General features: G+C 70.4%; 19 protein-coding genes. 6 read left to right on the forward strand and 13 right to left on the reverse strand.

Features of this window, described 5'->3' with window-relative positions; translation table 11 throughout:
• Positions 1-161: 161 nt before the first annotated feature.
• On the reverse strand, positions 162-911 hold the full coding sequence (locus ACWD2L_RS26790) for a response regulator transcription factor (protein WP_351342604.1): 750 nt from the start codon (positions 909-911) through the stop codon (positions 162-164).
• A 288-nt stretch (positions 912-1199) separates the two neighbouring features.
• Here ACWD2L_RS26790 and ACWD2L_RS26795 point away from each other — a divergent pair, with 288 nt between their 5' ends.
• Positions 1200-1655, forward strand: coding sequence for a GNAT family N-acetyltransferase (locus ACWD2L_RS26795; protein ID WP_351342606.1), 456 nt, complete (start codon positions 1200-1202; stop codon positions 1653-1655).
• Positions 1656-1831: 176 nt separating this feature from the next.
• Here ACWD2L_RS26795 and galK read toward each other — a convergent pair whose 3' ends face one another.
• Genes galK through galT form a run of 3 tightly spaced genes read right to left on the reverse strand, consistent with a single transcriptional unit; the run spans position 1832 to position 5075 of the window.
• Entirely contained in the window at positions 1832-2995 is a 1164-nt protein-coding gene (gene galK / locus ACWD2L_RS26800) for a galactokinase (RefSeq protein ID WP_351342608.1), read from the reverse strand.
• Positions 2996-3036: 41 nt separating this feature from the next.
• Positions 3037-4011: a UDP-glucose 4-epimerase GalE gene (galE, locus tag ACWD2L_RS26805; protein ID WP_351342610.1), complete on the reverse strand. Its 975-nt coding sequence runs from the start codon at positions 4009-4011 to the stop codon at positions 3037-3039.
• Entirely contained in the window at positions 4011-5075 is a 1065-nt protein-coding gene (galT, locus tag ACWD2L_RS26810) for a galactose-1-phosphate uridylyltransferase (protein WP_351342612.1), read from the reverse strand. The genes galE and galT overlap by 1 nt, the downstream gene beginning before the upstream one ends.
• 192 nt (positions 5076-5267) lie before the next feature.
• On the opposite strand from galT, the gene ACWD2L_RS26815 reads away from it, so the two are divergent.
• A complete protein-coding gene (locus ACWD2L_RS26815; protein WP_351342614.1) occupies positions 5268-6950 on the forward strand; it encodes a sodium:solute symporter family protein in 1683 nt (560 codons plus the stop codon).
• An 18-nt stretch (positions 6951-6968) separates the two neighbouring features.
• A complete protein-coding gene (locus ACWD2L_RS26820; protein ID WP_451191975.1) occupies positions 6969-7277 on the forward strand; it encodes a hypothetical protein in 309 nt (102 codons plus the stop codon).
• Between the two features lie 165 nt (positions 7278-7442).
• On the opposite strand, the gene ACWD2L_RS26825 is transcribed toward ACWD2L_RS26820, so the two are convergent.
• The 9 genes from ACWD2L_RS26825 to rsmI all read right to left on the reverse strand — a co-directional run bounded on the left by ACWD2L_RS26825 (position 7443) and on the right by rsmI (position 17871).
• Positions 7443-8132 (reverse strand): helix-turn-helix transcriptional regulator, encoded by a 690-nt coding sequence (locus ACWD2L_RS26825; RefSeq protein WP_351342616.1) that lies wholly within the window; start codon positions 8130-8132, stop codon positions 7443-7445.
• 215 nt (positions 8133-8347) lie between these two features.
• Positions 8348-10027 (reverse strand): outer membrane protein assembly factor BamB family protein, encoded by a 1680-nt coding sequence (locus ACWD2L_RS26830; RefSeq protein ID WP_351342618.1) that lies wholly within the window; start codon positions 10025-10027, stop codon positions 8348-8350.
• Positions 10028-10142: 115 nt separating this feature from the next.
• On the reverse strand, positions 10143-11951 hold the full coding sequence (locus ACWD2L_RS26835; RefSeq protein ID WP_351342619.1) for an ABC-F family ATP-binding cassette domain-containing protein: 1809 nt from the start codon (positions 11949-11951) through the stop codon (positions 10143-10145).
• Positions 11952-12125: 174 nt separating this feature from the next.
• Positions 12126-13013 (reverse strand): 4-(cytidine 5'-diphospho)-2-C-methyl-D-erythritol kinase, encoded by an 888-nt coding sequence (locus ACWD2L_RS26840; RefSeq protein WP_351342620.1) that lies wholly within the window; start codon positions 13011-13013, stop codon positions 12126-12128.
• Positions 13014-13018: 5 nt separating this feature from the next.
• Positions 13019-13885 (reverse strand): 16S rRNA (adenine(1518)-N(6)/adenine(1519)-N(6))-dimethyltransferase RsmA, encoded by an 867-nt coding sequence (rsmA, locus tag ACWD2L_RS26845; protein WP_351342621.1) that lies wholly within the window; start codon positions 13883-13885, stop codon positions 13019-13021.
• Positions 13886-14054: 169 nt separating this feature from the next.
• Positions 14055-15287 (reverse strand): ubiquitin-like domain-containing protein, encoded by a 1233-nt coding sequence (locus ACWD2L_RS26850; RefSeq protein WP_351342623.1) that lies wholly within the window; start codon positions 15285-15287, stop codon positions 14055-14057.
• A 161-nt stretch (positions 15288-15448) separates the two neighbouring features.
• The gene (locus tag ACWD2L_RS26855; protein ID WP_351342624.1) at positions 15449-16327 is read right to left on the reverse strand and encodes a TatD family hydrolase; all 879 of its coding nucleotides are present in this window, start codon (positions 16325-16327) and stop codon (positions 15449-15451) included.
• A 24-nt stretch (positions 16328-16351) separates the two neighbouring features.
• The gene (locus ACWD2L_RS26860; protein ID WP_351342625.1) at positions 16352-16789 is read right to left on the reverse strand and encodes a hypothetical protein; all 438 of its coding nucleotides are present in this window, start codon (positions 16787-16789) and stop codon (positions 16352-16354) included.
• 197 nt (positions 16790-16986) lie between these two features.
• Positions 16987-17871 (reverse strand): 16S rRNA (cytidine(1402)-2'-O)-methyltransferase, encoded by an 885-nt coding sequence (gene rsmI, locus ACWD2L_RS26865; protein ID WP_351342626.1) that lies wholly within the window; start codon positions 17869-17871, stop codon positions 16987-16989.
• A gap of 64 nt (positions 17872-17935) precedes the next feature.
• Between rsmI and ACWD2L_RS26870 the strand changes: the two genes are divergently transcribed.
• From ACWD2L_RS26870 to ACWD2L_RS26880, 3 genes are all read left to right on the forward strand, one after another.
• Positions 17936-19699, forward strand: coding sequence for a dolichyl-phosphate-mannose--protein mannosyltransferase (locus ACWD2L_RS26870; RefSeq protein WP_351342628.1), 1764 nt, complete (start codon positions 17936-17938; stop codon positions 19697-19699).
• A gap of 126 nt (positions 19700-19825) precedes the next feature.
• Positions 19826-21457, forward strand: a complete 1632-nt coding sequence (locus ACWD2L_RS26875) for a penicillin-binding transpeptidase domain-containing protein (RefSeq protein ID WP_351342630.1) — start codon at positions 19826-19828, stop codon at positions 21455-21457.
• 133 nt (positions 21458-21590) lie between these two features.
• On the forward strand, positions 21591-23279 hold the full coding sequence (locus ACWD2L_RS26880) for a penicillin-binding transpeptidase domain-containing protein (protein WP_351342632.1): 1689 nt from the start codon (positions 21591-21593) through the stop codon (positions 23277-23279).
• Positions 23280-23305: the final 26 nt, after the last annotated feature.

Here is a 23305-nt window from a genome sequence, read left to right on the forward strand (position 1 = left end):
CGCCGCAGGGGCTTAAAGAACCCGCCCGAGCGCCGCCCGGGCTCAAAGAACCTGCCCAAGCGCCGCCGGGCTTGAAAAGCCTGCCCAAGCACCGCCGGGCTTAAAGAACCTGACCGAGTGCCGCCGGGCTTGAGGAGAAGGGCCGGCGGAGCTCAAGTGGCTCAGCTCGCTGCCTCCAGGTCTGCCGGGCCCACGCCCGCCCTGCGGGCCAGTGCCACCGCGGCGAGGGTTGAGTGGACGCCGAGTTTGCCCAGGACGTTCTGCATGTGGGTGCGGACGGTGTGCGGGGAGAGGAAGAGGCGCTCAGCCACCGCCTTGCGGCCGAGGCCCGCCACCATGCAGCGCAGCACCTCGCGCTCACGCGGTGTCAGGGACTCGACGAGGCGCTCGGACTCGGTGCGGTGCTTGCGGGCCGCGGTCAACTCCCGTAGGACGCCCGTGAGCAGCGCGGGCGGCAGATGCGTCTCCTCCCGCAGCACGCCCCGTATGACGGTCAACAGGCGTGACAGGGAACAGTCCTTGGCGACCCAGCCGGACGCCCCCGCCTGCAACGCGAGCGCCGCGCGGCGCGGGTCGTCCCGCTCGGCGAGCACCACCGTGCGCACGGCGGGCTGGCCCGAACGGACGCCTGCCACCAGCGAGATGCCGTCGACGAGGCCGTCCTGCGCGGCGCTGTCGGGCACGACTGTCGGCGCGCGCATGCCCTGGAGCGATGCCGCGCCCAGGTCCGCGTCGATCAGCAGCACATCGAATCGGCGTCCCTCCGCGACCGCCCGGTCGAGGCAGCGCAGAGCGGCGGGGCCGCTCCCCGCGGCCGACACGTCGACATCGGGCTCGGCCGCGAGCGCCGCGGCGAGCGACTCGGCGAAGATGCGATGGTCGTCGACTACAAGGACCCGGATGCGTACCACGTGATTACCCCCTTCCCCGAGCTCCGGTGCGGAGCAGGGGATACCCCAACCTCGGGGAACGGATCAACGCGGGTACGGCGCCCGGAGTGCGGGTCGCCGCAGCCGCACGGCCGCCGCCGTGTGCCGAACCGCTTCCCCCGCTCCGGGCGTCGTACCCGGCTGTCTCGCCCCCTGATCGGCACCGGCCCCCACCGGTGCTGTCCTCAGACTAGAGGCGGAGGCCCGGAGGGGAAGTCAATTCGCAGAACTGGTTGGCGGTTGGCGGAGCAGTGACTGTCCTGCGCGTTTATGGTGATGCGCATGTTTCGCATCGAGACAGAAGTCGACAAGGAGCGCGCCCTTCTGCTCCGGTCGCTGCTGAGGGAGACCAACGCGGCGGCGTCACCGGACCTTCGCGAGCTGCGCGGCACCCCTGCCGACCAGCATGTCCCGCTCCAGGTATGGGTGTTGGACGAGGAGGGCGCACTGGCGGCGGGGCTCGACGCGTACACGTGGGCGTTCTGGCTGCACGTGGATCTGCTCTGGGTCGCCGAGCAGCACCGCGGGGCGGGCCTCGGCTCCCGTCTCCTCGCGGAGGCGGAGCGCATCGCGCACGAGGAGCACGCCTGCGTCAGCTCCCGCGTGGAGACCTGGGACTTCCAGGCTCCGGGCTTCTATCGGCTGCACGGCTACGACGTGGTCTCCGTAATCCCGGACTACCCGCCCGGAATCAAGGAGTTCACGCTGACAAAGCGGCTCGGCTGAGCCGCCGCGCCAACACACCCACCAAGACCTGGGCCCGTGCGCGGAGCGCACTATGAGACACAGTCAGGCGCCCGGCTTCTATCGGCTGCACGGCTACGACGTGGTCTCCGTGATCCCGGACTACCCGCCCGGAACCAAGGAGTTCACGCTGACAAAGCGGCTCGGCTGAGCGGCCGTCAGGACTCGCGGCGGGCGCCTGCCGAGGGCACCGCCGGGAAGACGCGCGGCGTCGTGAAGCCGGCCTCGGTGAAGGCGGTGGTGATCGCCTTCGTGACGGTGTCGGCGTCGTCCGACTCCACCAGGACGACCGCGGAGCCGCCGAAGCCGCCGCCCGTCATCCGCGCCCCGAGCGCCCCGGAGGTCATCGCCGTGCCGACGACCAGGTCGAGTTCCGGGCAGGAGATCCGCAGGTCGTCGCGGAGCGAGACGTGGCCCTGGACGAGGATCGGGCCGATGGCGCGCACGTCGCCCGCGTCGAGCAGCTCGATGACGCGCTCGACGCGGTGGTCGTCGGTGACGACGTGGCGGACGTAGCGGACGACCTTCTCGTCGACCCCGGCCAGCTCCAACTCCGCGACGGACGTGCCAAGTTGCGCGTATGAGACGTCGCGCAGGTGGGTCACGCCGAGGACGCGGGCGCCCTCCTCGCAGCCCGCGCGCCGCTCCGCGTACGCGCCGTCGCCCAGCTCGTGCTTGACGCGGGTGTCGACGACGAGGAGCTGGAGGCCGTGGGCCGCCAGGTCGAAGGGGACCTGGCGGATCGACAGGTCGCGGCAGTCGAGGTGCAGCGCGTGCCCCTCGGTGGCGCAGGACGAGGCCATCTGGTCCATGACGCCGCACGGGACGCCGACGAAGGCGTTCTCGGCGCGCTGGGCGATGACCGCCAACTCGGCTCCCGTGAGCCCGAGTTCGTACAGGTCGTTCATCGCGTACGCCGTGACGACCTCGAGGGCGGCCGACGAGGAGAGGCCCGCGCCGGTCGGGACCGTGGAGGCCAGCTGGATGTCCGCGCCGCCCACCGTGTGGCCCGCGTCGCGCAGCGCCCAGACGACGCCCGCCGGGTACGCGGCCCAGCCGCCCTGGCCGTACTTCGACAGGGGGGCAAGTTCGTCGACGCGCAGTTCCACGACGGGGGCGTCGATGTCGGCCGAGTGCAGGCGCAGGACGCCGTCCTCGCGCCGGGCCACCGCGGCGACCGCGGTGTGCGGCAGCGCGAGCGGCATGACGAAGCCCTCGTTGAAGTCGGTGTACTCGCCGATGAGGTTGACGCGGCCGGGGGCCGCCCACACGCCTGCGGGCTCGTACCCGTACAGGTCCTTGAACTGGGCGTCGACGGACATGAGTTGGCTACCTACCCCTGCTACTGGTTACCCGCTACTGGTTACTGCTGGCGCGCCTGGGCGAACGCCCAGGCGTCGGCGACGATGCCCGCGAGGTCCGCGCGGGACGGGTTCCAGCCGAGGCGCTCGCGCGCGGTGTCGGCGGAGGCGACGAGGACGGCCGGGTCGCCGCCGCGGCGCGGGGCGACGACCTCGGGGATCGGGTGCCCGGTGACCTGGCGGACGGTCTCGACGACCTCGCGGACGGAGAATCCGTTGCCGTTGCCGAGGTTGCAGATGAGGTGCTCGCCGGGCCGCGCGGCGTCGACGGCGAGGAGGTGGGCCTCGGCGAGGTCGGCGACGTGGATGTAGTCGCGGATGCAGGTGCCGTCGGGCGTCGGGTAGTCGTCGCCGAAGACGTTGATCGCCTCGCGGCCGCCCTGCGCGACCTGGAGGACGAGCGGGATGAGGTGCGACTCGGGGTCGTGCCGCTCACCACAACTTCCGTATGCACCAGCCACGTTGAAGTACCGGAGCGAAACGGCCGCGAGACCGTGTGCGTTCGCCTCGCCGGTGATCATGTGGTCGACCGCGAGCTTCGAGGCTCCGTACGGGGAGGTGGGCGCGGTCGGGTCGGTCTCGGTGATCGGTGTGTTCACCGGCTCGCCGTACGTGGCCGCGGTCGAGGAGAAGACCAGCTTGCGGACGTCCGCGGCGCGCATCGCGGCGAGCAGCTCCATGGTGCCGCCGACGTTGTTCGCCCAATACTTCTCGGGCTTCACGACGGACTCGCCGACCTGCGAGAACGCGGCGAAGTGCAGCACGGCGTCGTACGAGGAGTCGAGCCACTTGCCCGCGTCGCGGATGTCACCTTCGACGAACGTGGCGCCCGCGGGCACGCCCTCGCGGAAGCCGGTGGAGAGGTTGTCGAGGACGGTGACCTCGTGGCCCGCCTCGACCAGGTGCTGCGCGACGACGCTGCCGACATAGCCGGCACCGCCCGTGACCAGGTACTTCTTGGAAACGGTCTGTCCCATTACTTGCTCGCTACCTCTCGCAGTCGCTCGGCCGCGGTCTCCGGCGGCACGTCGTTGATGAACACGCTCATGCCGGACTCGGAACCCGCGAGAAACTTCAGCTTGCCGGAAGTGCGTCGGATGGTGAAAAGCTCGAGGTGCAGCGCGAAATCATCGCGGTTGACACCCTCGAACTCGTCCAGCGGGCCGAACGGGGCCTGGTGCCAGGCCGCGATGTACGGCGTCACCGGCTGGTTCTCACCGAAGATCCGGTCGAAGCGCCTCAAGAGTTCCAGATAAATCTTGGGGAACTCTGTGCGTGCGTCGTCGTCGAGCGCGAGCAGGTCCGGGACCTGCCGCTTGGGGTAGAGGTGCACCTCGTACGGCCAGTGGGCGGCGTAGGGAACGAAGGCCACCCAGTGCTCGCCTTCGAGGACGATGCGACTGCCGTCCTGCATCTCCTTCTCCACCACGTCGGCGAAGAGGTTCCGGCCGCCGGTCTGCTCCTTGTGCTCGGCGGCGGAGCGCAGCATCAGGGCCGTGCGCGGGGTCGTGAAGGGGTAGCCGTAGATCTGGCCGTGCGGGTGGCCGAGGGTGACGCCGATCTCGGCGCCGCGGTTCTCGAAGCAGAAGACCTGCTCGACGGAGTCGAGGTGGGAGAGCTCCGCGGTGCGGTCCGTCCACGCGTCGAGGACGAGGGCCGCCTGCTCCTCGGTCAGGTCCGCGAAGGACTTGTCGTGGTCGGACGTGAAGCACACGACCTCGCAGCGGCCCGCGTCCCCGGCGAGCGAGGGGAAGCGGTTCTCGAAGACCACCACGTCGTACGCGGAGTCGGGGATCTCGCTCAGCCGCTCGCCCTCGGAGGGGCACAGCGGGCACTCGTCGGCCGGCGGGTGGTAGATCCGGCCCTGGCGGTGCGAGGCGATCGCCACGGAGTCGCCGAGCAGGGGGTCGCGGCGGACCTCCGACGTGGTGACGGTGGGGTCGAGGGGACGGCGGTCGACCGCGTCCCGGACGACGTCGTCGCGCGAGTCGTAATAGATGAGCTCACGACCGTCGGCGAGCCGGGTCGACGTCTTCTTCACGTCCGATGCTCCTCATCACACCAACCAAACAGAACCAAACACAACAAAGCATAAGGCAACAGCTAGCCACGTCAAGAGGACGCGAGGTCTCGATCACAATCCAACAAAGAACGTCACTCTTACTGTTCACTTATTGAAGCCGGAGGCGTAGGTTCCGGACTGTTTCAGTTCGCGCAACGAAGCGAGATCTTCATGCTGTCCCCCACAACAACCCTGGCCGAGGGACTCCGGCTGCCCACCAACGGCCTCGACTACGCGATCATGGCGATCTACTTCGTCGTGGTGCTGGGCATCGGCTTCGCCGCCCGCCGCTCCGTGAAGACCAGCCTGGACTTCTTCCTGTCCGGGCGCTCCCTGCCCGCCTGGGTCACCGGTCTCGCGTTCGTCGCCGCAAACCTGGGTGCCACCGAGCTCCTCGGCATGGCGGCCAACGGTGCGCAGTACGGCCTCTACACCGTGCACTGGTACTGGATCGGCGCCATCCCCGCCATGGTCTTCCTCGGCCTGGTGATGATGCCCTTCTACTACTCGTCGAAGGTGCGCTCGGTCCCCGAGTTCCTGCTGCACCGCTTCGGCCCCTCCTCCCACCTGCTCTCCTCGATCATCTTCGCCGTCTCCTCGGTGCTGATCGCGGGCGTCAACCTGTACGCGATGGCCCTGGTCCTCCAGGCGCTGCTCGGCTGGCCGCAGTGGGTGGCGATCGTCATCGCCGGCCTCTTCGTCCTCGCGTACATCACGATCGGCGGGCTCTCCTCGGCGATCTACAACGAGGTCCTGCAGTTCTTCGTCATCCTCGCCGCGCTCATCCCGCTGACCATCGTCGGCCTCAAGCGCGTCGGCGGCTGGGACGGCATCTCGGACTCACTGTCCAGTTCGCACGGTGATTCGTTCATGACGGCCTGGCAGGACACGGGCATCGGCGAGGCCAACCCGCTCGGCGCCAACTGGCTGACCATCGTGCTCGGCCTCGGCTTCGTGATGAGCTTCGGCTACTGGACGACGAACTTCGCCGAGGTGCAGCGCGCGCTGTCCGCGAAGAACCTCTCCGCCGCCAAGCGCACCCCGCTGATCGCCGCGTTCCCGAAGATCCTCATTCCGATGGTCGTCGTGGTCCCCGGCCTGATCGCCCTGGTCATGGAGCCGTCCATCGGCAAGTCCGCCGACGGCCTGCAGTACAACGACGCCATCCCGGTCCTCATGCGCGACCTGCTCCCCAACGGTGTCCTCGGCATCGCGGTGACCGGCCTGCTCGCCGCCTTCATGGCGGGCATGGCGGCCAACGTCTCGTCCTTCAACACGGTGTTCACCAACGACATCTGGGGCGCGTACATCAAGAAGGGCCTCAGCGACCGGTACTACCTGCAGACCGGCCGCGTCGTCACCGCCGTCGGCGTCGTGATCGGCATGGGCACCGCGTTCATCGCGGGCAGCTTCAGCAACATCATGAACTACCTGCAGACGCTGTTCTCGTTCTTCAACGTCCCGCTGTTCGTGGTCTTCATCATCGGCATGTTCTGGAAGCGGACCACTCCCGCCGCCGGTTTCTGGGGCCTGCTTTCGGGCACCGTGGCCGCGATGGTGAACTACTTCTGGTTCTACAAGCAGGGCGTCATCTCGATCCCCTCGGACCAGGGCGCCAACTTCGTGTCCTCGATCGTCGCCTTCGTGGTCGGCGCGGTGGTGATGTTCGTGGTCACGCTCTGCACGAAGTCCAAGCCCGCCGAGGAGCTGGCCGGTCTCGTGTACGGCACGAAGTCGCCGGGCATGGAGGAGCCGCCGGCCGAGGGTGACGACGCCTGGTACCGCAAGCCGGCCCTGCTGGGCTGGGGAGCGATCGTCCTCGCCGTCATCTGCTACATCCCGTTCTCCTTCTGAGGTCCGAGGTAACACGACATGAGCGACGAAATGAACCAGCACGTCGAGGAAGTGAAGGAACTCGAGGCCAGGTCGGCGACGGCGGCCCGCCTCTTCGACGTGCGACGCATCATCGGCGGCCTCTTCGTGGTGTACGGCGTGATCGTCACCATCGCCGGCCTCACGGCGTCCGACGCCGACCTCAAGAAGGCCCAGGACATCAACATCAACCTGTGGACCGGCATCGGCATGCTGCTCCTCGGGGTGTTCTTCCTGGCCTGGATGAAGCTGCGCCCCACGGAGCCGCCGGCCGCGGCCCCGGAAGAGCCCGCGGAGCCGTCGGAGTAACGCACAAGGCCCGTTCCGCCGAAGCGGAACGGGCCTTGACTGCTGGAGCGCCGGGCAGGCCTTGCACCTGCATCTCCCCGCAGGAAGCGGGACGTCTTTCCTTGGACCACCAACGCACGGTCGTTCACCGCGAGTTGCGGCGACCAACGCAAGATCAACTATAGCTCAGGACTCCGGCTCCGGCGAGCCCACCGGGCCCGCCCGGTCAAGCAGCCCCGTGCGCGCGGCGAGCGCCGCCGCCTCCAGGCGCGAGCCGACGCCCAGCTTCATCAGGACGCGCTGCACATGCGTACGGGCCGTGGACGGGGCGATGCCCATGCCCGCCGCGATCAGCCGGGTGTCCTCGCCGTCCGCGACCCGCACCAGGACCTCGACCTCGCGCGGCGTCAACATCTGGAGCAACCGCTGCCCCTCGTCGTCCGGCTGGGCCGCCGGGTTGAGCAACTCCCCGAACGCGCCCTGGAGCAGGGCGGGCGCCACCGCCGCCTCCCCCGCGCGCGCCTTCATCAGGGCGCGTTCGACACCCTCTATGCGCTCGTCGTGCCGTACGTATCCTGAGGCGCCGGCCGCGAAGGCCGACGCGATGCCTCTGGGCGAGGGGACGGGGCCAAGCACCACGACCGCCACCTGCGGGCGCTCGCGTTTGATGCGGACCACCGGGTCGAAGGTGCCGGGCTCCGCGGGTGTCGCCGTGCCCAGCAGGCAGACCTCGGGCGCCCGCGAGATGACCAGATCCGCCGCTCCGGCCACCGGTGCGGCAGCCGCGAGCACCCGGTGCCCGCGCAGCTTCAGGGCCGAGGCCAACGCCTCGGCCAGCAGTCGGTGGTCGTCGACCACCATCAGCCGCACTCCCATCGGGCCAACCCCCCAATCCACCCCGGGTGTCCCCGCGAACCCCCGGGCCCCCCAAGGACAGGCGAGCCCCCCGACTCCCCGTCCTGCTTCATGCCCCGGAAGCTACACGCTTGTTCGAGGTTGCGCGCCCCTTACCGACCAGAAGCGGCCCTCCATGCTGAAATCCAGTGCATTGAGGGATGTTTGGGAGTACACGACCACTTCCGGCCGGTGTCTCAGCCGGTGCCGAATCCAACCGCCGTGTACCGCTTGCCGCCGTCCGCGTAGGGCTCGCCGATCAGGGGCTGGGCGAGGAACAATCTCCCCTTGGAATAGCGGAGTTCGGAATTCGAGCGGCCCGGCGCCAGGCCGGTGATCATTTCCCGGACGGCGGGCGTCGCCGGCGTTTCCACCAGCGTCGACTGCTTCATGGTCCGGGGGTCGATCGTGACGATCCGGCTGCCCTTGTCGGCGGATCCCGTCTTGAACGCCAGGAGGTTCCCGCCGTCCATGCGCACCGGGAAGATGTCATGGTGCGCACCTCCCGTGACGCGGTCGCCCGTGCGTTTTCCGGTCTCAAGGGAGTACGACACGATCTCGTTGGACCGCCCCGCGCCGGCGTCGGCCTCGGGCGGCGGCGTCGCGAAATAGATCCGACCGCTACCGACGGTGATCTTCGCGCAGCCCTCGGTCTTTCCGACCTCGCAGGCGAAGTCGTACTTCTTGGGGTCGATGGCGATCCTGCTCGCGAGCCTGCCGCGACCGTCCAGGGCGAATACGTCGGTGATGGTGTCCGCCGCGTCGACGCCCTTTCCCACGCCGAAGACGACCGGCTTGGTGGACAGGACCTTTACGTTGTCGAGGCCCTTGGCGAGTTTGTAGGACCACTTGGGCTGGCCTGTGACCGGGTCCAAGAGCTGGACGTCGTACGTCGCGTGCTTGCCGTAGGTGCCGCATTTGCGGACCGTCACGAGCTGGGCGCCGCCGTGGTAGCCGAGGTCCTGGCACTCGCCGGTGTCGGGCTGCCACAGGATGCTGCCCGACTTGACGTCGAAGGCGGCGCCGCCGTCGAGGCCGCCGCCCGCCGCGAGCGTGTTGCCCGAGAGGGAGAGCTCCTCGAAGATCCGCCGGTTCGAGCCCTGGCCCAGGCTCTGCGTCCAGAGCTTGTGCCCCGTGTTGACGTCGAAGACGGTGATCTGGCTGCACGGCCTGTGGTCGCCGTCGGCGGGCCGCTTGCCCGCCTCACTGACCACGGCCGCGAGCGCGTCGTCGGTGACGGTGTCCGTCCCCGCGCACGTCTGCCCCGACAGCGGGAGGGTCCAGGTCTTGCGGCCGCTCGCGGCGTCGTATCCGACGAGCTGGTTCACGCCCGCCTTGGCGTACGTCCGGTCGGTCAGCCAGGAGCCCTGGACGCTGTCCACCTGCCGCTTCGCCACCTTCGGCGCGGGCAGCCGCAGCGTCACCCTGGCCGACGGGTCGGCCGGGGCCTGCTCCGCCCCGGAACCGCCGAGGCCGTCGCCGTCCTTGTCGGAGCCCGTGGAACCCGCGGTGGGGTCGTCGCCGGACGTCGAGGCGTAGAGGAAGCCGCCGCCGACGATCAGCGCGAGGGCCACGACCGCGGCGCCGATGACGAGCGCGATCGGCGGCACTCTTCTGCGGGCGGGCGACTGCGGACGACCCTGCTGGGCCTGCTCGTACTGCGACTGCTCGCGCTGGAGCCGCTCGTACTGGTCCTGCCCGTACTGGTCCTGCCCGTACGGCTGTTGGCCCAGGCGGGTCCGGGCCTCGGGCGGGAGCGGTGTGCGCAGGGTGCCGTAACCGGGGGTGGTGTACGGAGGCATGGGCGGTGGGGCGCCGAATTCTCCCTGCGGGGACGGGGGTTCGTTCGGCGGGCGGGGTGGGGGTGGCTGGGTCATGACCTGGGTACCTCGGGGACGTTGAGTTTCGGCAAGGCCAGTCGCCGTGGGCCGGACCGCACGTTCTCGTCCCGGCGGCCCTTTTCTATCACCCGCCCCCGACGCCGAGCTTCACTCAGGCGTCCTCGGCCAGCTCCATCCAGCGCATCTCCAACTCCTCGCGCTGCGCGACCAGATCGCGCAGCTCCGCGTCGAGCTTCGCGACCTTCCCGAAGTCGGTGGCGTTGTCGGCGATCTGCGTGTGCAGCTTGGTCTCCTTCTCGGAGATCTTCTCCATCTGCCGCTCGACCTTCTGGAGTTCCTTCTTCGCGGCGCGCACATCGGCCGCGGAGGGCCCCGCCTTCGCTGCCACGGCCGGGGCCGCCGCGGGGGCGGGGGACGCGGCCGCGATCATGCGCTGCCTGCGCTCCAGGTACTCGTCGACGCCGCGCGGCAGATTCCGCAGGGTGGCGTCGCCGAGCAGCGCGAACGTGGTGTCGGTGGTGCGCTCCAGGAAGAACCGGTCGTGGGAGATCACGACCATCGAGCCCGGCCACCCGTCGAGCAGGTCCTCGAGCTGCGTCAGCGTCTCGATGTCCAGGTCGTTCGTCGGCTCGTCGAGGAAGAGGACGTTCGGCTCGTCCATGAGGAGGCGCAGAATCTGGAGCCGACGCCGCTCGCCACCGGAGAGATCTCCGACCGGCGTCCACTGCTTGTCCTTCGCGAAGCCGAACTGCTCGCACAGCTGGCCCGCGGTCATCTCACGGCCCTTGCCGAGGTCGACGCGGTCGCGGATCTGCTGGACGGCCTCCAACACGCGCAGGGAGGAGGGGAGTTCGGTCACGTCCTGCGAGAGGTAGGCGAGGCGGACCGTCTTACCGACGATGATCTTTCCGGCGGTCGGCTGGACATCACCCTGGCTGCGGGCGGCCTCGTCGAGGGCGCGCAGCAGGGACGTCTTGCCCGCGCCGTTCACCCCGACCAGGCCGACTCGGTCGCCGGGGCCGAGCTGCCAGGTGAGGTGCTTGAGCAGCACCTTCGGTCCGGCCTGGATCGTCGCGTCCTCCACGTCGAAGACGGTCTTGCCGAGCCGGGCGTTCGCGAACTTCATCAGCTCGCTCTTGTCGCGCGGCTCCGGGACGTCGGCGATCAGCTCGTTGGCCGCCTCGATGCGGTAGCGCGGCTTGGAGGTGCGGGCGGGGGCGCCGCGGCGCAGCCAGGCCAGCTCCTTGCGCATCAGGTTCTGCCGCTTGGTCTCCTCGGTCGCGGCGATCCGCTCCCGCTCGGCGCGCGCGAACACGTAGTCCGAGTAGCCGCCCTCGTACTCGAAGATGGTGCCCTTCTGCACGTCCCACATGCGGGTGCAGACCTGGTCGAGGAACCAGCGGTCGTGCGTGACGCAGACGAGGGCGGAGCGGCGGGCCCGCAGGTGCTGGGCGAGCCAGGCGATGCCCTCGACGTCGAGGTGGTTCGTCGGCTCGTCGAGGACGATCAGGTCCTGCTCGGCGATGAGCAGCTGGGCGAGCGCGATACGGCGCCGCTCGCCGCCGGAGAGGGGGCCGATGACGGTGTCCAGGCCCTGCGGGAAACCGGGCAGGTCCAGGCCGCCGAAGAGGCCCGTGAGCACGTCGCGGATCTTGGCGCTGCCGGCCCACTCGTGGTCGGCCATGTCGCCGATGACCTCGTGGCGGACGGTGGCCTCGGGGTCGAGGGAGTCGTGCTGGGTGAGGACGCCGAGGTGCAGGCCGCCGTTGTGGGTGACGCGTCCGGTGTCGGCCTCCTCCAGCTTGGCGAGCATCCGGATGAGGGTGGTCTTGCCGTCTCCGTTGCGTCCCACGACGCCGATCCGGTCGCCTTCCTGTACGCCGAGGGAGACGCCGTCGAGGAGGGCACGGGTGCCGTAGACCTTCGAGACGTTCTCGACGTTGACCAGATTGACTGCCATTTCGCTCCGCTCCGGGGGGTGGGCCACGGGGGTGGGCCGACTTTCAAGCGTAGTCGGCCCACCGGAGGACCCGGCCACCCGTTCCCCCCGCCTCGGGGCTCCGCCCCGAACCCCGCGCCTCAATCGCCGGCGGGGCTTGAAAGATCAAGCCCCGGGGCTGGGCCCTGTGCCGGGTCAGAGGAGGGTGGCGCCCGGGGCCGGGGCGGGGGCCGCGCGGGCTGTGTGGCAGAGGCCGGACTCCGAGAGGGCCGCGGCCACGCGCTTCGCCGAGGACTCGTCCGCCGCGAGGAACGCGGTCGTCGGACCCGAGCCCGAGACGAGCGCGGCCAGCGCCCCCGCCGACCTGCCCGCCTCAAGCGTGTCCTTCAGGGACGGGAAGAGGGAGAGCGCGGCGGGCTGCAGGTCGTTGCTGACCGTGGCCGCGAGCGCCTCGACGTCGCCGGTGCGCAGCGCCTCCAGGAGGGCGGGCGCCGCGACGGGCTCGGCGGGAGCGTCGGGGCTGAGGCGGTCGAACTCGCCGTACACCGCCGGGGTGGACAGGCCGCCGTCCGCCGCCGCGAACACCCACCAGAACTCCCCACCCACGTCGAGGAGTTCGAGCTTCTCGCCCCGCCCGGTACCGAGCGCCGCACCGCCGACCAGGCTGAACGGCACATCGCTGCCCAACTCGGCGCAGATGTCGAGAAGTTCGGAGCGAGGAGCGTTCGTGCCCCAGAGCGCGTCGCAGGCGAGCAGCGCGCCCGCGGCGTCCGCGGAGCCGCCCGCCATGCCACCGGCGACGGGGATGTCCTTGGCGATGTGGATGTGGACGGCGGGTTCGCCGAGGCCGTGCCGCGCGGCCAGCGCGTACGCCGCCCGCGCCGCCAGGTTCGTACGGTCGAGGGGGACCTGGTCGGAGCCGGGTCCCGTGCAGGTGAGCGCGAAGGTGTCCGCCTCCGCCACCGTCACCTCGTCGTAGAGGCCCACCGCCAGGAACACGTTCGCCAGGTCGTGGAAGCCGTCGGGGCGGGCGCCGCCGACGGCGAGCTGGACGTTGACCTTGGCCGGTACGCGTACGGTCACCGATGTCACTGCTGCTTGGCCTCCGCGATGCGGGCGAATTCGTGGACGGTGAGCGCTTCGCCGCGCGCCTGCGGGGAGACGCCTGCCGCGACGAGCGCCTCCTCGGCGGCCTGCGCCGAACCCGCCCACCCGGCGAGCGCCGCGCGCAGCGTCTTGCGGCGCTGGGCGAAGGCGGCGTCGACGACCGCGAAGACCTCTTGCCGTGACGCGGTCGTCGGGATCGGTTCCGTGCGGCGGACCAGGGAGACCAGGCCCGAGTCGACGTTCGGAGCCGGCCAGAAGACGTTGCGCCCGATGCGGCCGGCGCGCTTGACCTCCGCGTACCAGTTGGCCTTCACGGACGGGACGCCGTAGACCCGGGAGCCGGGGTCCGCGGCAAGCCGGTCGGCGACCTCGGCCTGCACCATCACGAGGGTCCGCTCGATGGTCGGGAAGCTCTCGAGCATGTGGAGCAGGACGGGGACCGCGACGTTGTACGGAAGGTTCGCGACGAGGGCGGTGGGGGCCGGGCCGGGGAGCTCGGTGACCTGCATCGCGTCGATGTTGACGAGGTCGAAGGCGTCCTTCTTGGCCGGGAGGCGGGCCTCGATGGTGGCGGGCAGGGCCGAGGCCAGTACGTCGTCGATCTCCACGGCCGTGACGTGGCGCGCCGCTTCGAGGAGGGCGAGGGTGAGCGAACCGAGGCCGGGTCCCACCTCTACGACGGCGTCGTCCTCGGTCACTTCCGCGGTGCGGACGATGCGGCGGACGGTGTTGGCGTCGATGACGAAGTTCTGGCCGCGTTGCTTGGTCGGCCGGACGTTCAGCGCCGCGGCGAGTTCGCGGATGTCCGCGGCGCCGAGGAGGGGGCCCTGGGGGTCACTGGTACTCACCGCGCAAGGGTATCCGTGCGAGGGCGGTCCCCTCGATTAAGCCCCGCACTGTGGACGAGAGCCAGCGGGGTGCGGGGCAGAACCCCGATCTTTTAAGGCCGCGCCGGGGTTGCGGCCTCGGGGCTCCGCCCCGGACCCCGCGCCTCAATCGTCGGCGGGGCTTGAATGCCTAGAGGCGGGAGCCGCAATGGGGCCATGGGGTCGCGCCGCGGCTGACGTAGAGGCGCTTCGCCCGGTAGGTCTGCTCCGCGGCAGGCGCGTCCTGGGGCCGCCCCGAGCCCCCGAGGCTCTGCCAGGTCTGCGTGTCGAACTGGTAGAGCCCCCCGTACGTCCCGGTCGCATCCGTCGCCCCCGGCCGCCCACCCGACTCACACGCCGCGAGCCCGGACCAGTTGAGGGAATCCGCCCCGCCGACGGACGTCGGCATCGGCTTCGTACCGACCCTGACCTGCTGCGTACGCGGCTCCCGCACCACCTCCTGCCGCACCCGTCGCGGCTTCATCCTGACCCCGTTGACGGTCCGCACCGAGTACGTGACCCGCCGCATGCCGGGCTCACCGGCCCGCGTGACGATCTCCGTGCCCTGGAACTGCGAGGCGTCCTCGGTGCGCTCGCTCGCGTAGGGGATCGCCTCCTCGCGGACCTCCTTCTTCCCCGTCACCCGCATCACCGTGATGACCTGCCCGTCGCGCGGGAAGCTGCTCTGCGGCACCGACGTGGTGTCCTGCCCGTGCAGCGTGACGCCCGCGTCCCGGACGGCCTCGCCCACGGTCGCCGCGTTCGTGCGGATGGTGCGACGGTTGCCGTCGGCCATGACCGTGACGCTGCGCTCGGTGCGCACGTCGAGGTCGAGTCCGTGGCGGGCGATGCGCTGGGAGCGCGAGGCCGAGAGGTACGCGCCCTCCGCCCGCACCCCGAGCTGCCTGAGCGCCCCGTGCACGGTCTGCGCCGTCGTCCACACCTCGCGGCGCTGCCCGTCGAGGGTGAGCCGGACCGGGCGCCCGTAATGGACCGCGACCTCGTCCCCGCTGGCCAGCTCGGCCCCTTCGCCGGGCGCCACGACGTCGTGGTCGCCGACGTCCACACCCTCGTCGGCGAGGAGTTCGGTGACGTCGTCGGCGAAGGTGTGCAGGGTGCGTTCCTTGCCGTCGACCGTGAGGTGGATCGCCTTGTCGTCGGCGACGAATGCGGACGTGCCGCCCGCGAGGAACGCGACGACCAGCGCCTGCGGCAGCAGCCTGCGCAGCACTTCGGGGCGCTGCGCCACCTTCCTGCGGCGGGCGGCCCGCCTGGCGACGGCCCGCCCGCCGGGCGCCGCCGGTTCAGGGACCCGCGCCCCCGCCTCATACGGCGTCCCGTACGGCTCATACCGCTCGTACGTCTCCTGCGGCGTAATGCTCACGACGACGCTCCAGGCACTCACAGATGTCCGCCCCCGGGGAGGGGCGGATCAGGCGAGCAGAACCTAGCGGAGCGTTCGTCACTCTCCAAAGCACCACGGTCACCCTGTGTGGCGACTTTGCCCGAAGGTGAGCGGACGCGAGCGCCCGTGACCGTTATCGCTCAGTAATCGAAGGCACGCGCGGTGTTGGCGGAGACCGACGTCGCGAGGGCTTCCTCCGTGACGCCCTTGGTCCCGGCCATCGCCCGCAGCGTGACCGGAATGAGATACGGGGCGTTAGGCCGACCGCGGTACGGGGCGGGCGTGAGGAAGGGCGCGTCGGTCTCGACCAGGATCAGTTCGAGCGGGGCCACCGCGAGCGCGTCCCGCAGCGGCTGCGCGTTCTTGAACGTCACGTTTCCCGCGAACGACATGAAGTAGCCGTTCTCCGCGCAGATTTGGGCCATTTCGGCGTCGCCGGAGTAGCAGTGGAAGACGGTGCGTTCGGGCGCACCCTCCTCCTTGAGGACGCGTAGCACATCGGCGTGCGCGTCGCGGTCATGGATGACGAGCGCCTTGCCGTGCCGCTTGGCCATCTCGATGTGGGCGCGGAACGACTTCTCCTGGGCGTCCTTGCCCTCGGGGCCCGTACGGAAGTGGTCGAGGCCGGTCTCGCCGACGCCCTTCACGTGCGGGAGGGCGGCGAGCCGGTCGATCTCGGCGAGCGCCTCGTCGAGCCCGGCGTCTCCCAGCGGCTCCCGCGCGCCCTGCCGGGACCAGCCGTCGGGGTCGCCGTGCACGATGCGCGGCGCTTCATTGGGGTGCAGGGCGACGGTCGCGTGCACGCGCGCGTGCTCCTCGGCCACGGAGGCCGCCCACCGAGAGCCCGCGACGTCGCAGCCCACCTGGACGACCGTGGTCACACCCACCGACGCCGCCTTGGCGAGGCCCTCCTCCACGCTGCCCTCCTGCATGTCCAGGTGGGTGTGGGAGTCGGCGACCTCGACCTTCAGGGGCGCGGGCAGCGGCGGCGGGGTGACGTCCTTGGTGCTGGGGCTCATGCCCCCGATCCTACGAAGCCGGTGTCACTCGGCCTTCTTGTGGTGGGCGAAGGGGTGCAGCAGGTCCGACAGGTGCCAGTGGTGGTCGCCCTCGCGCTCCACCGCGTCCGGCTCCGGCACCTCCACCGGGCCGGCCTGCGGGGTGCGGTGCTGCTGCATCGCGTCGCGGGCGGAGGTGACGCGCCCCGCGCGCATGATGCGCACGACGTGGCCCTCGCAGTTCAGGCAGGTGGGCCGGGTCAGTGGCGACGGCACCCGCTCGCCCTGGACCACGTACATCACGAACTCCGCACCCTCCCCGTCGACGTGGTGCTCGATCTCGTAGGACTGCTCCCAGCCGTGCCCGCACCGCATGCAGGCGAAGGAATACGACTCGTGGGCGATGGCTGTCGCCGCGCTGCGATTCGGGACCGGGGGCGCCTGTGCACCAATGTCTGTCTTGGAGACCGCGAACTCGCTCATGCCAGCTCCTCTTGCCGCTGGACAAACGCCGCCCTGCGGCAGCGTGGGGACGGGTGCGTCCCCTTCAACCAGTGGACGCCTCCACCGGGCCGAGCGCAAAAGGCCTGCCGACTATTGGATCCGATTTGGCCTTTCCCTGCCGAAACAGGCCTGGCGCACGGTCTTCGCTTTGCTTTTCAGGTTAGTCCTTTACGCGCCTATGGGGCGGTTCGCTCCGCATTCTTTGCCGCCACCACGGCATCGAACACCTCGCGCTTGGGCAGCCCCGCGTCGGCGGCCACCGCGGCGATCGCCTCCTTGCGCCGCTCCCCGGCCTCCTCGCGCACGCGCACCCTGCGCACCAGCTCAGCGGGGGTGAGCTCGTCGCCGGACTTCTCCGGCGCGCCCTCGACGACGACCGTGATCTCGCCACGTACGCCCTCGGCGGCCCACTCGGCGAGCTCCTTCAGGGGGCCGCGCTTGACCTCCTCGTACGTCTTGGTGAGCTCGCGGCAGACCGCGGCGCGGCGGTCGGCGCCGAAGGCCTCGGCCATCGCCGCGAGGGTGTCGTCGAGGCGGTGCGGGGCCTCGAAGTAGACGAGGGTGCGGCGCTCCTGTGCGACCTCCTTGAGGCGGGAGAGCCGCTCGCCCGCCTTGCGCGGCAGGAAGCCCTCGAAGCAGAAGCGGTCGACGGGGAGCCCGGAGAGCGCGAGGGCGGTGAGCACGGCGGAGGGACCCGGCACGGCCGTGACACGGATGTCCCGCTCGACGGCGGCCGCGACAAGCCGGTAGCCGGGGTCGGACACGGACGGCATCCCCGCGTCCGTCACGAGCAGCACCCGCGCCCCACCGGCGAGCGCCTCGACGAGCTCCGGCGTGCGCGCCGACTCGTTGCCCTCGAAGTACGACACGACACGCCCGCCGACCTGCACCCCGAGCGCCTGCGTCAGCCGCTTCATGCGCCGGGTGTCCTCGGCGGCGACGACATCGGCGGTGGCCAGCTCCCGGGCGAGCCGCGGCGGCGCGTCCGACACGTCCCCGATGGGCGTGCCCGCCAGTACAAGGGTTCCGGGGGCTTCTGCGGATTCAGCGGTTCCTGTCACCGTTCCAGTCTCGCAGGGCCAGGGGGACGGGACTCGCACAGTCGCGTTCCCTACGATGGCGCGCGTGACCAGTACCGCGTCGTCGTCCGGGGCGACTCCGACCAGCTCACCGACCGAGCAGGCCGCCACCGCGGAGCCGCAGCAGTCGTCGTGGCTGCGCGGGCTGCGCAGGTTCGGCTACCGGGCGCCGGTGAGAGACGGTGACGTGGGCGCGCGCCTGGTGCCGCCGTTCCCGCCGCTCGGGGGCCGCCTGTGGGCGTCCTTCGGGCTGAGCCGGTACAGCGCCGCGCAGGCGGAGCGGATCGTCGGCTGGGTCGGACCGCTGCTCGTCACGCTCGTCGCGGGCCTCGCCAGGTTCTGGAACCTGGGCAGCCCGAAGGCCGTGATATTCGACGAGACGTACTACGCGAAGGACGCCTGGGCGCTCATCCACCGCGGCTTCGAGGTGGACTGGCCCAAGGACATCAACGACAAGATCCTGGCCACGGGCGGAAACGTACCGGTCCCGCACGACGCCTCGTACGTCGTGCATCCGCCGGTGGGCAAGTACGTCATCGGCATCGGCGAGTGGATGTTCGGGTTCGACCCGTTCGGCTGGCGGTTCATGACGGCGGTCCTCGGCACGCTGTGCGTGCTGATGGTCTGCCGGATCGGCCGCCGCATCTTCCGCTCCACGTTCCTCGGCTGCCTGGCGGGCGCGCTGCTCGCCGTCGACGGACTCTCGTACGTGATGAGCCGCACCGCGCTGCTCGACTCGGTGCTCGTCTTCTTCGTGGTGGCGGCGTTCTGCTGCCTGGTGCTCGACCGGGAGCGCACGCGCGGGCAGTTGGCCGCCGCGCTGCCCGTGGACGAGCACGGCCTTCCGCACCCCGACGTCGAGATCGCCGAGACGCTGCGCCTCGGATGGCGCCCCTGGCGGCTGCTCGCCGGGCTGTGCCTGGGGCTCGGCGCGGCCACGAAGTGGAACGGCTTCATCTTCCTGGCCGCCTTCGCCCTGATGTCGGTCCTGTGGGACGTGGGTTCGCGCCGGGTGGCGGGCGCCGAGCGTCCGTACCGCGCGGTCCTGAAGCGGGACGTCGTCCCGGCGTTCGTCTCGACCGTCCCCGTGGCCATCGCCACGTACGTCCTGTCCTGGCTCGGCTGGATCCTCTCCCCCGCCGACGGCTCGGGCGGCTACTTCCGCAACTGGGCGGCGACCGACGGCAAGGGCGGCAGCTTCACCTGGCTGCCGGACTGGGTGCGCAGCCTGTGGCACTACGAGCACGAGGTGTGGAACTTCAACACCACGCTCAGCTCGCCGCACACCTACCAGTCGAACCCATGGAGTTGGATGGTCGACGGCCGCCCGGTCTCGTACTTCTACGAGTCGCCGAAGCCGGGCGTCGACGGCTGTCCGGCCGACACGACCGAGAAGTGCGCCCGCGAGGTCCTCGCCCTCGGCACACCGCTGCTGTGGTGGGCGGCCGGCTTCGCGCTGCTGTACGTGCTGTGGCGCTGGTTCTTCCGCCGCGACTGGCGGGCGGGCGCGATCCTGTGCGGCATCGCGGCCGGCTACCTCCCCTGGTTCAACTACCAGGAGCGGACGATCTTCTACTTCTACGCGGTCGTCTTCGCCCCGTTCCTCTGCCTGGCCCTGGCGATGATGCTCGGCGCGATCATCGGCAAACCGGGCTCACCGGAGCGACGGCGGGTGATCGGCGCGGCGGGCGCGGGCGCCCTCGTCCTGCTGATCGCGTGGAACTTCATCTACTTCTGGCCGATCTACACGGGGGACGCGATTCCGGTCGATTCGTGGCGGTCGCGGATGTGGTTCGACACCTGGGTATGAGCCGGTTTCGGTCAGCTTTGTGATCTCAATCCGGACACCTTCGGACATCATCCGAAGAACCCATGCCCCATGGGGCACTCCTCGTGCTTAAAGTCCCTCTCGTCAACCTGGGGAGGGGAGCGCGTCATGCGCAAGGGGGTCAAGATCGCCATCGTCGGTGGGGTGTGCACCGTCATGGTGGGCGGCGCCGGGTACGGGGCGTACAACCTCGTCACGGCGGTCACGGGCGGGAACACCGTGTCGTCGCAGGGGTCGGAGTACAAGTCGGGGCCACCGTCAGGCGACGAGGTGCGGGAGACGTCGCAGCAGTTCCTCGCGGCGTGGGCGAAGAACGATCCGGCGGCGGCCGCGCGGCTCACGGACTACGCCGACGACGCGCTGCGGGTGCTCGACGACTGGCACGACAAGGCGCACATCACGCGCACCGAGCTGACGCCCACGAACGCGGCCGGCGCGAAGGTCGCCTTCCACGTCAAGGCCACCGTCACGTACGGCAAGAAGACGAAGACGCTGTCGTACGACTCCTCGCTCACGGTCGTGCGCGGGAAGACCACCGGGCGGGCGCTTGTCGACTGGTCGCCGGCCGTTGCGCACCCGTCGATGAAGAAGGGCGACACGCTCGTCACCGGAGAGGCGCCCGCGCCCCCGATCGACGCCGTGGACCGGAACGGCGCCGTGCTGACGAAGGACACGTACCCGTCGCTCGGCCCGGTCCTGGACGAGCTGCGCGCCAAGTACGGGGATTCCGCCGGGGGTTCGCCCAGCATCGAGACGTACGTGGAGCGGACCGACGCGGACGGGGAGACGGCCGCAGCGAAGACGCTCCTCACGCTCGCCAAGGGCAAGCCCGGCAAGCTGCGTACGACGATCAGCGCGAACGCGCAGGCGGCCGCCGAGCAGGCGGTGAAGAAGTACCCGGAGTCGTCGGTGGTGGCGGTCGAGCCGTCCACCGGTGAGGTGCTCGCGGTCGCCAACGAGGCGGAGGGCGAGTTCAACGCGGCGTTCCAGGGCGGCACCGCGCCCGGCTCCGTGATGAAGATCCTCACCGCCGCCGCACTGATCGACAACGGGGTCACCTCGGCGAACGGCCAGGCGCCCTGCCCCGATTCGGCGGTCGCGATGAGCCAGACCTTCCGCAACCTCAAGGGCATGCGGCCCAACGGGAACGCGACGCTGGCCAACAGCTTCGCCCGGTCCTGCAATACCGCCTTCATCAAGCTGTCCGACGACCTGGGCGCGGCGAAGTTCGCCGCGGAGGCGGAGGACCGGTTCGGCCTCGGCAAGGACTGGAAGACGGGGATCGTGTCGCGCGACGGCTCCGTGGAGCTGCCGGGCGACTCGGACGACGCCGCCGCGATGATCGGCCAGGGCAAGGTCAAGATGAACCCGCTGAACATGGCGTCGGTCACCGCGACCGCCATCACCGGCACGTTCCACCAGCCGGTCCTCGTCTCCCGGAAGGTCGACGACCACCCGCTCGCCACAGCCCGGGGGTTGAAGTCGGGAACCTCCGCCCAACTGCGCCAGATGATGCGGCTGACCGCGACCAGCGGTACCGCCGCCGAGGCCATGGCGGGCGTGCCCGGCGACAAGGGCGCGAAGACGGGCTCCGCCGAGGTCGACGGCCAGGGCAGCGCCGACTCCTGGTTCGCGGGCTACCGCGACGACATCGCGGCCGCCGCGACGGTGCCGCGCGGCGGACACGGTGGAGACGCGGCGGGGCCCCTCGTCGCGGCGGTGCTACGGGCAGGAACGTAATTCCCCTACGCCTGCGGACGCCTGGCGGTGAATCCACGCATCGCCAGGCGTTACCACGTCGTTCCCTCCTATGGAAAGTGCGTTCAGGGGCACCCCGTACCCTGGGCCACCCGTAGATCTCCGGAGGACTCAGGTGGGCAGCAGAGGCAAGCGGCGCGATGAGCCGCGACGCAACACGAACGCCCTGGTGATCGGTGGCGTCGCCGCCGTCGCGGTCTTCGGGGCAGGCGTCGGCGCGTACGCGCTGATCGGCGGCGGTGAGCCCGCGGGCAGCACCTCGGCCTCCGCCGCCGACGACAAGCCGGAGATCCCGAAGGGCCCGCCGTCCGCCAAGGAAGTACGGGCCGTCGCCACCGGTTTCCTCACCGCCTGGCAGGCCGGGGACGCCGCGAAGGCGGCCACCTATACGAACGACCCCGCCGCCGCGAAGAAGGCGCTCGCCGCCGTCGCCAAGGACGCCCACCTCACCGGCGTGAAGCTCGCGCCCGGCACCCGCAAGGGCGCCGATGTCCCCTTCCACGTCACGTCCACGGTCGAGTACAAGAAGCTGAGCGAGCCCTTCGCGTACGACTCCGCGCTGACCGCCGAGCGCCGCAAGAGCGACGGCAAGGTCCTCGTCGACTGGCAGCCCTCCGTCGTCCACCCGGACTTGAAGGACGGCGACCACCTGGAGACCGGTGAGGCGGGCGATCCGCCGGTCAAGGCCGTCGACCGGGCGGGCAACGAACTGGACGCGAAGAAGTACCCCTCGATCGGCACCATCGTGGACGGGCTGCGCGAGAAGTACGGGAAGAAGGCGGGCGGCACCGCAGGCGTCGAACTGCGCGTCGTGCGGGGCCAGTCCGGGAAGAAGTCCGACGACAAGAACGCGCTGCCGGACAAGACGCTGCTCGCGCTCTCCAAGGGCACGCCGGGCACCGTGAAGACGACGCTCGACCCGGCGCTCCAGGCCACCGCCGAGGAGCAGGTGAAGTCGAGCAAGAAGGCCTCGGTCGTGCTCGTGAAGCCGTCGACCGGCGAGATCCTGGCGGCGGCGAACTCCAGCCCCGGGTTCAACACGGCGTTCCAGGGCTCGCTCGCGCCCGGCTCCACGATGAAGGTCATCACGGCGTCGATGCTGCTGGACAAGAAGATCACCGACGTCGACAAGAAGCACCCGTGCCCCAAGTACTTCACGTACGGGCACTGGAAGTTCCAGAACGACGACAAGTTCCAGATCAAGGACGGCACGTTCAAGGCGAGCTTCGCCGCGTCCTGCAACACGGCCTTCATCAGCCAGGCCCCGAAGCTCGACAACGACTCGCTGACCAAGCAGGCGCAACAGGTCTTCGGCCTCGGTATGAACAACTGGTCGATCGGAGTGCCGAGCTTCGACGGCGCGGTGCCGGTGATGTCGGACGCGCAGATGGCGGCCTCGCTGATCGGGCAGGGCGGGGTGCGGATGAACCCGCTGAACATGGCCTCGGTCGCGGCGACCGTGAAGGCGGGCGCCTTCCACCAGCCGTACCTGGTGTCGCCCGACGTCGACGACCGCACGCTCGCGAAGGCCTCGAAGCCGATCTCCGCCTCGACGGCCTCGAAGCTGCGGGAGTTGATGCACTACACGGCGGTCGCCGGTACGGCCGTGAAGCCGATGTCCGGGCTCGGCGCCGACATGGGCGCGAAGACCGGTTCGGCGGAGGTCGACGGGCAGAAGGACCCCAACGGCTGGTTCACGGCCTGGCGCGGCGACCTCGCGGCGGCGGCCGTGGTGCAGCAGGGCGGGCACGGGGGTGACTCGGCGGGTCCGGTCGTGCGCAAGATGCTGCTGGCCGGCGGCTGATACCGGTTCGCGTGGGCGGTACACGC

It is taken from the genome of Streptomyces sp. NPDC002754 (assembly GCF_053592315.1).

What these genes read in the sequence shown, in the direction of transcription:
- ACWD2L_RS26830 (WP_351342618.1), bottom strand. Translation starts at nt 10,027, where the DNA reads ATGACCCAGCCACCCCCACCCCGCCCGCCGAACGAACCCCCGTCCCCG.
- ACWD2L_RS26825 (WP_351342616.1), bottom strand. Translation starts at nt 8,132, where the DNA reads ATGGGAGTGCGGCTGATGGTGGTCGACGACCACCGACTGCTGGCCGAG.
- ACWD2L_RS26815 (WP_351342614.1), top strand. Translation starts at nt 5,268, where the DNA reads ATGCTGTCCCCCACAACAACCCTGGCCGAGGGACTCCGGCTGCCCACC.
- ACWD2L_RS26835 (WP_351342619.1), bottom strand. Translation starts at nt 11,951, where the DNA reads ATGGCAGTCAATCTGGTCAACGTCGAGAACGTCTCGAAGGTCTACGGC.
- galE (WP_351342610.1), bottom strand. Translation starts at nt 4,011, where the DNA reads ATGGGACAGACCGTTTCCAAGAAGTACCTGGTCACGGGCGGTGCCGGC.
- ACWD2L_RS26860 (WP_351342625.1), bottom strand. Translation starts at nt 16,789, where the DNA reads ATGAGCGAGTTCGCGGTCTCCAAGACAGACATTGGTGCACAGGCGCCC.
- ACWD2L_RS26875 (WP_351342630.1), top strand. Translation starts at nt 19,826, where the DNA reads ATGCGCAAGGGGGTCAAGATCGCCATCGTCGGTGGGGTGTGCACCGTC.
- ACWD2L_RS26855 (WP_351342624.1), bottom strand. Translation starts at nt 16,327, where the DNA reads ATGAGCCCCAGCACCAAGGACGTCACCCCGCCGCCGCTGCCCGCGCCC.
- ACWD2L_RS26820 (WP_451191975.1), top strand. Translation starts at nt 6,969, where the DNA reads ATGAGCGACGAAATGAACCAGCACGTCGAGGAAGTGAAGGAACTCGAG.
- galK (WP_351342608.1), bottom strand. Translation starts at nt 2,995, where the DNA reads ATGTCCGTCGACGCCCAGTTCAAGGACCTGTACGGGTACGAGCCCGCA.
- ACWD2L_RS26795 (WP_351342606.1), top strand. Translation starts at nt 1,200, where the DNA reads ATGGTGATGCGCATGTTTCGCATCGAGACAGAAGTCGACAAGGAGCGC.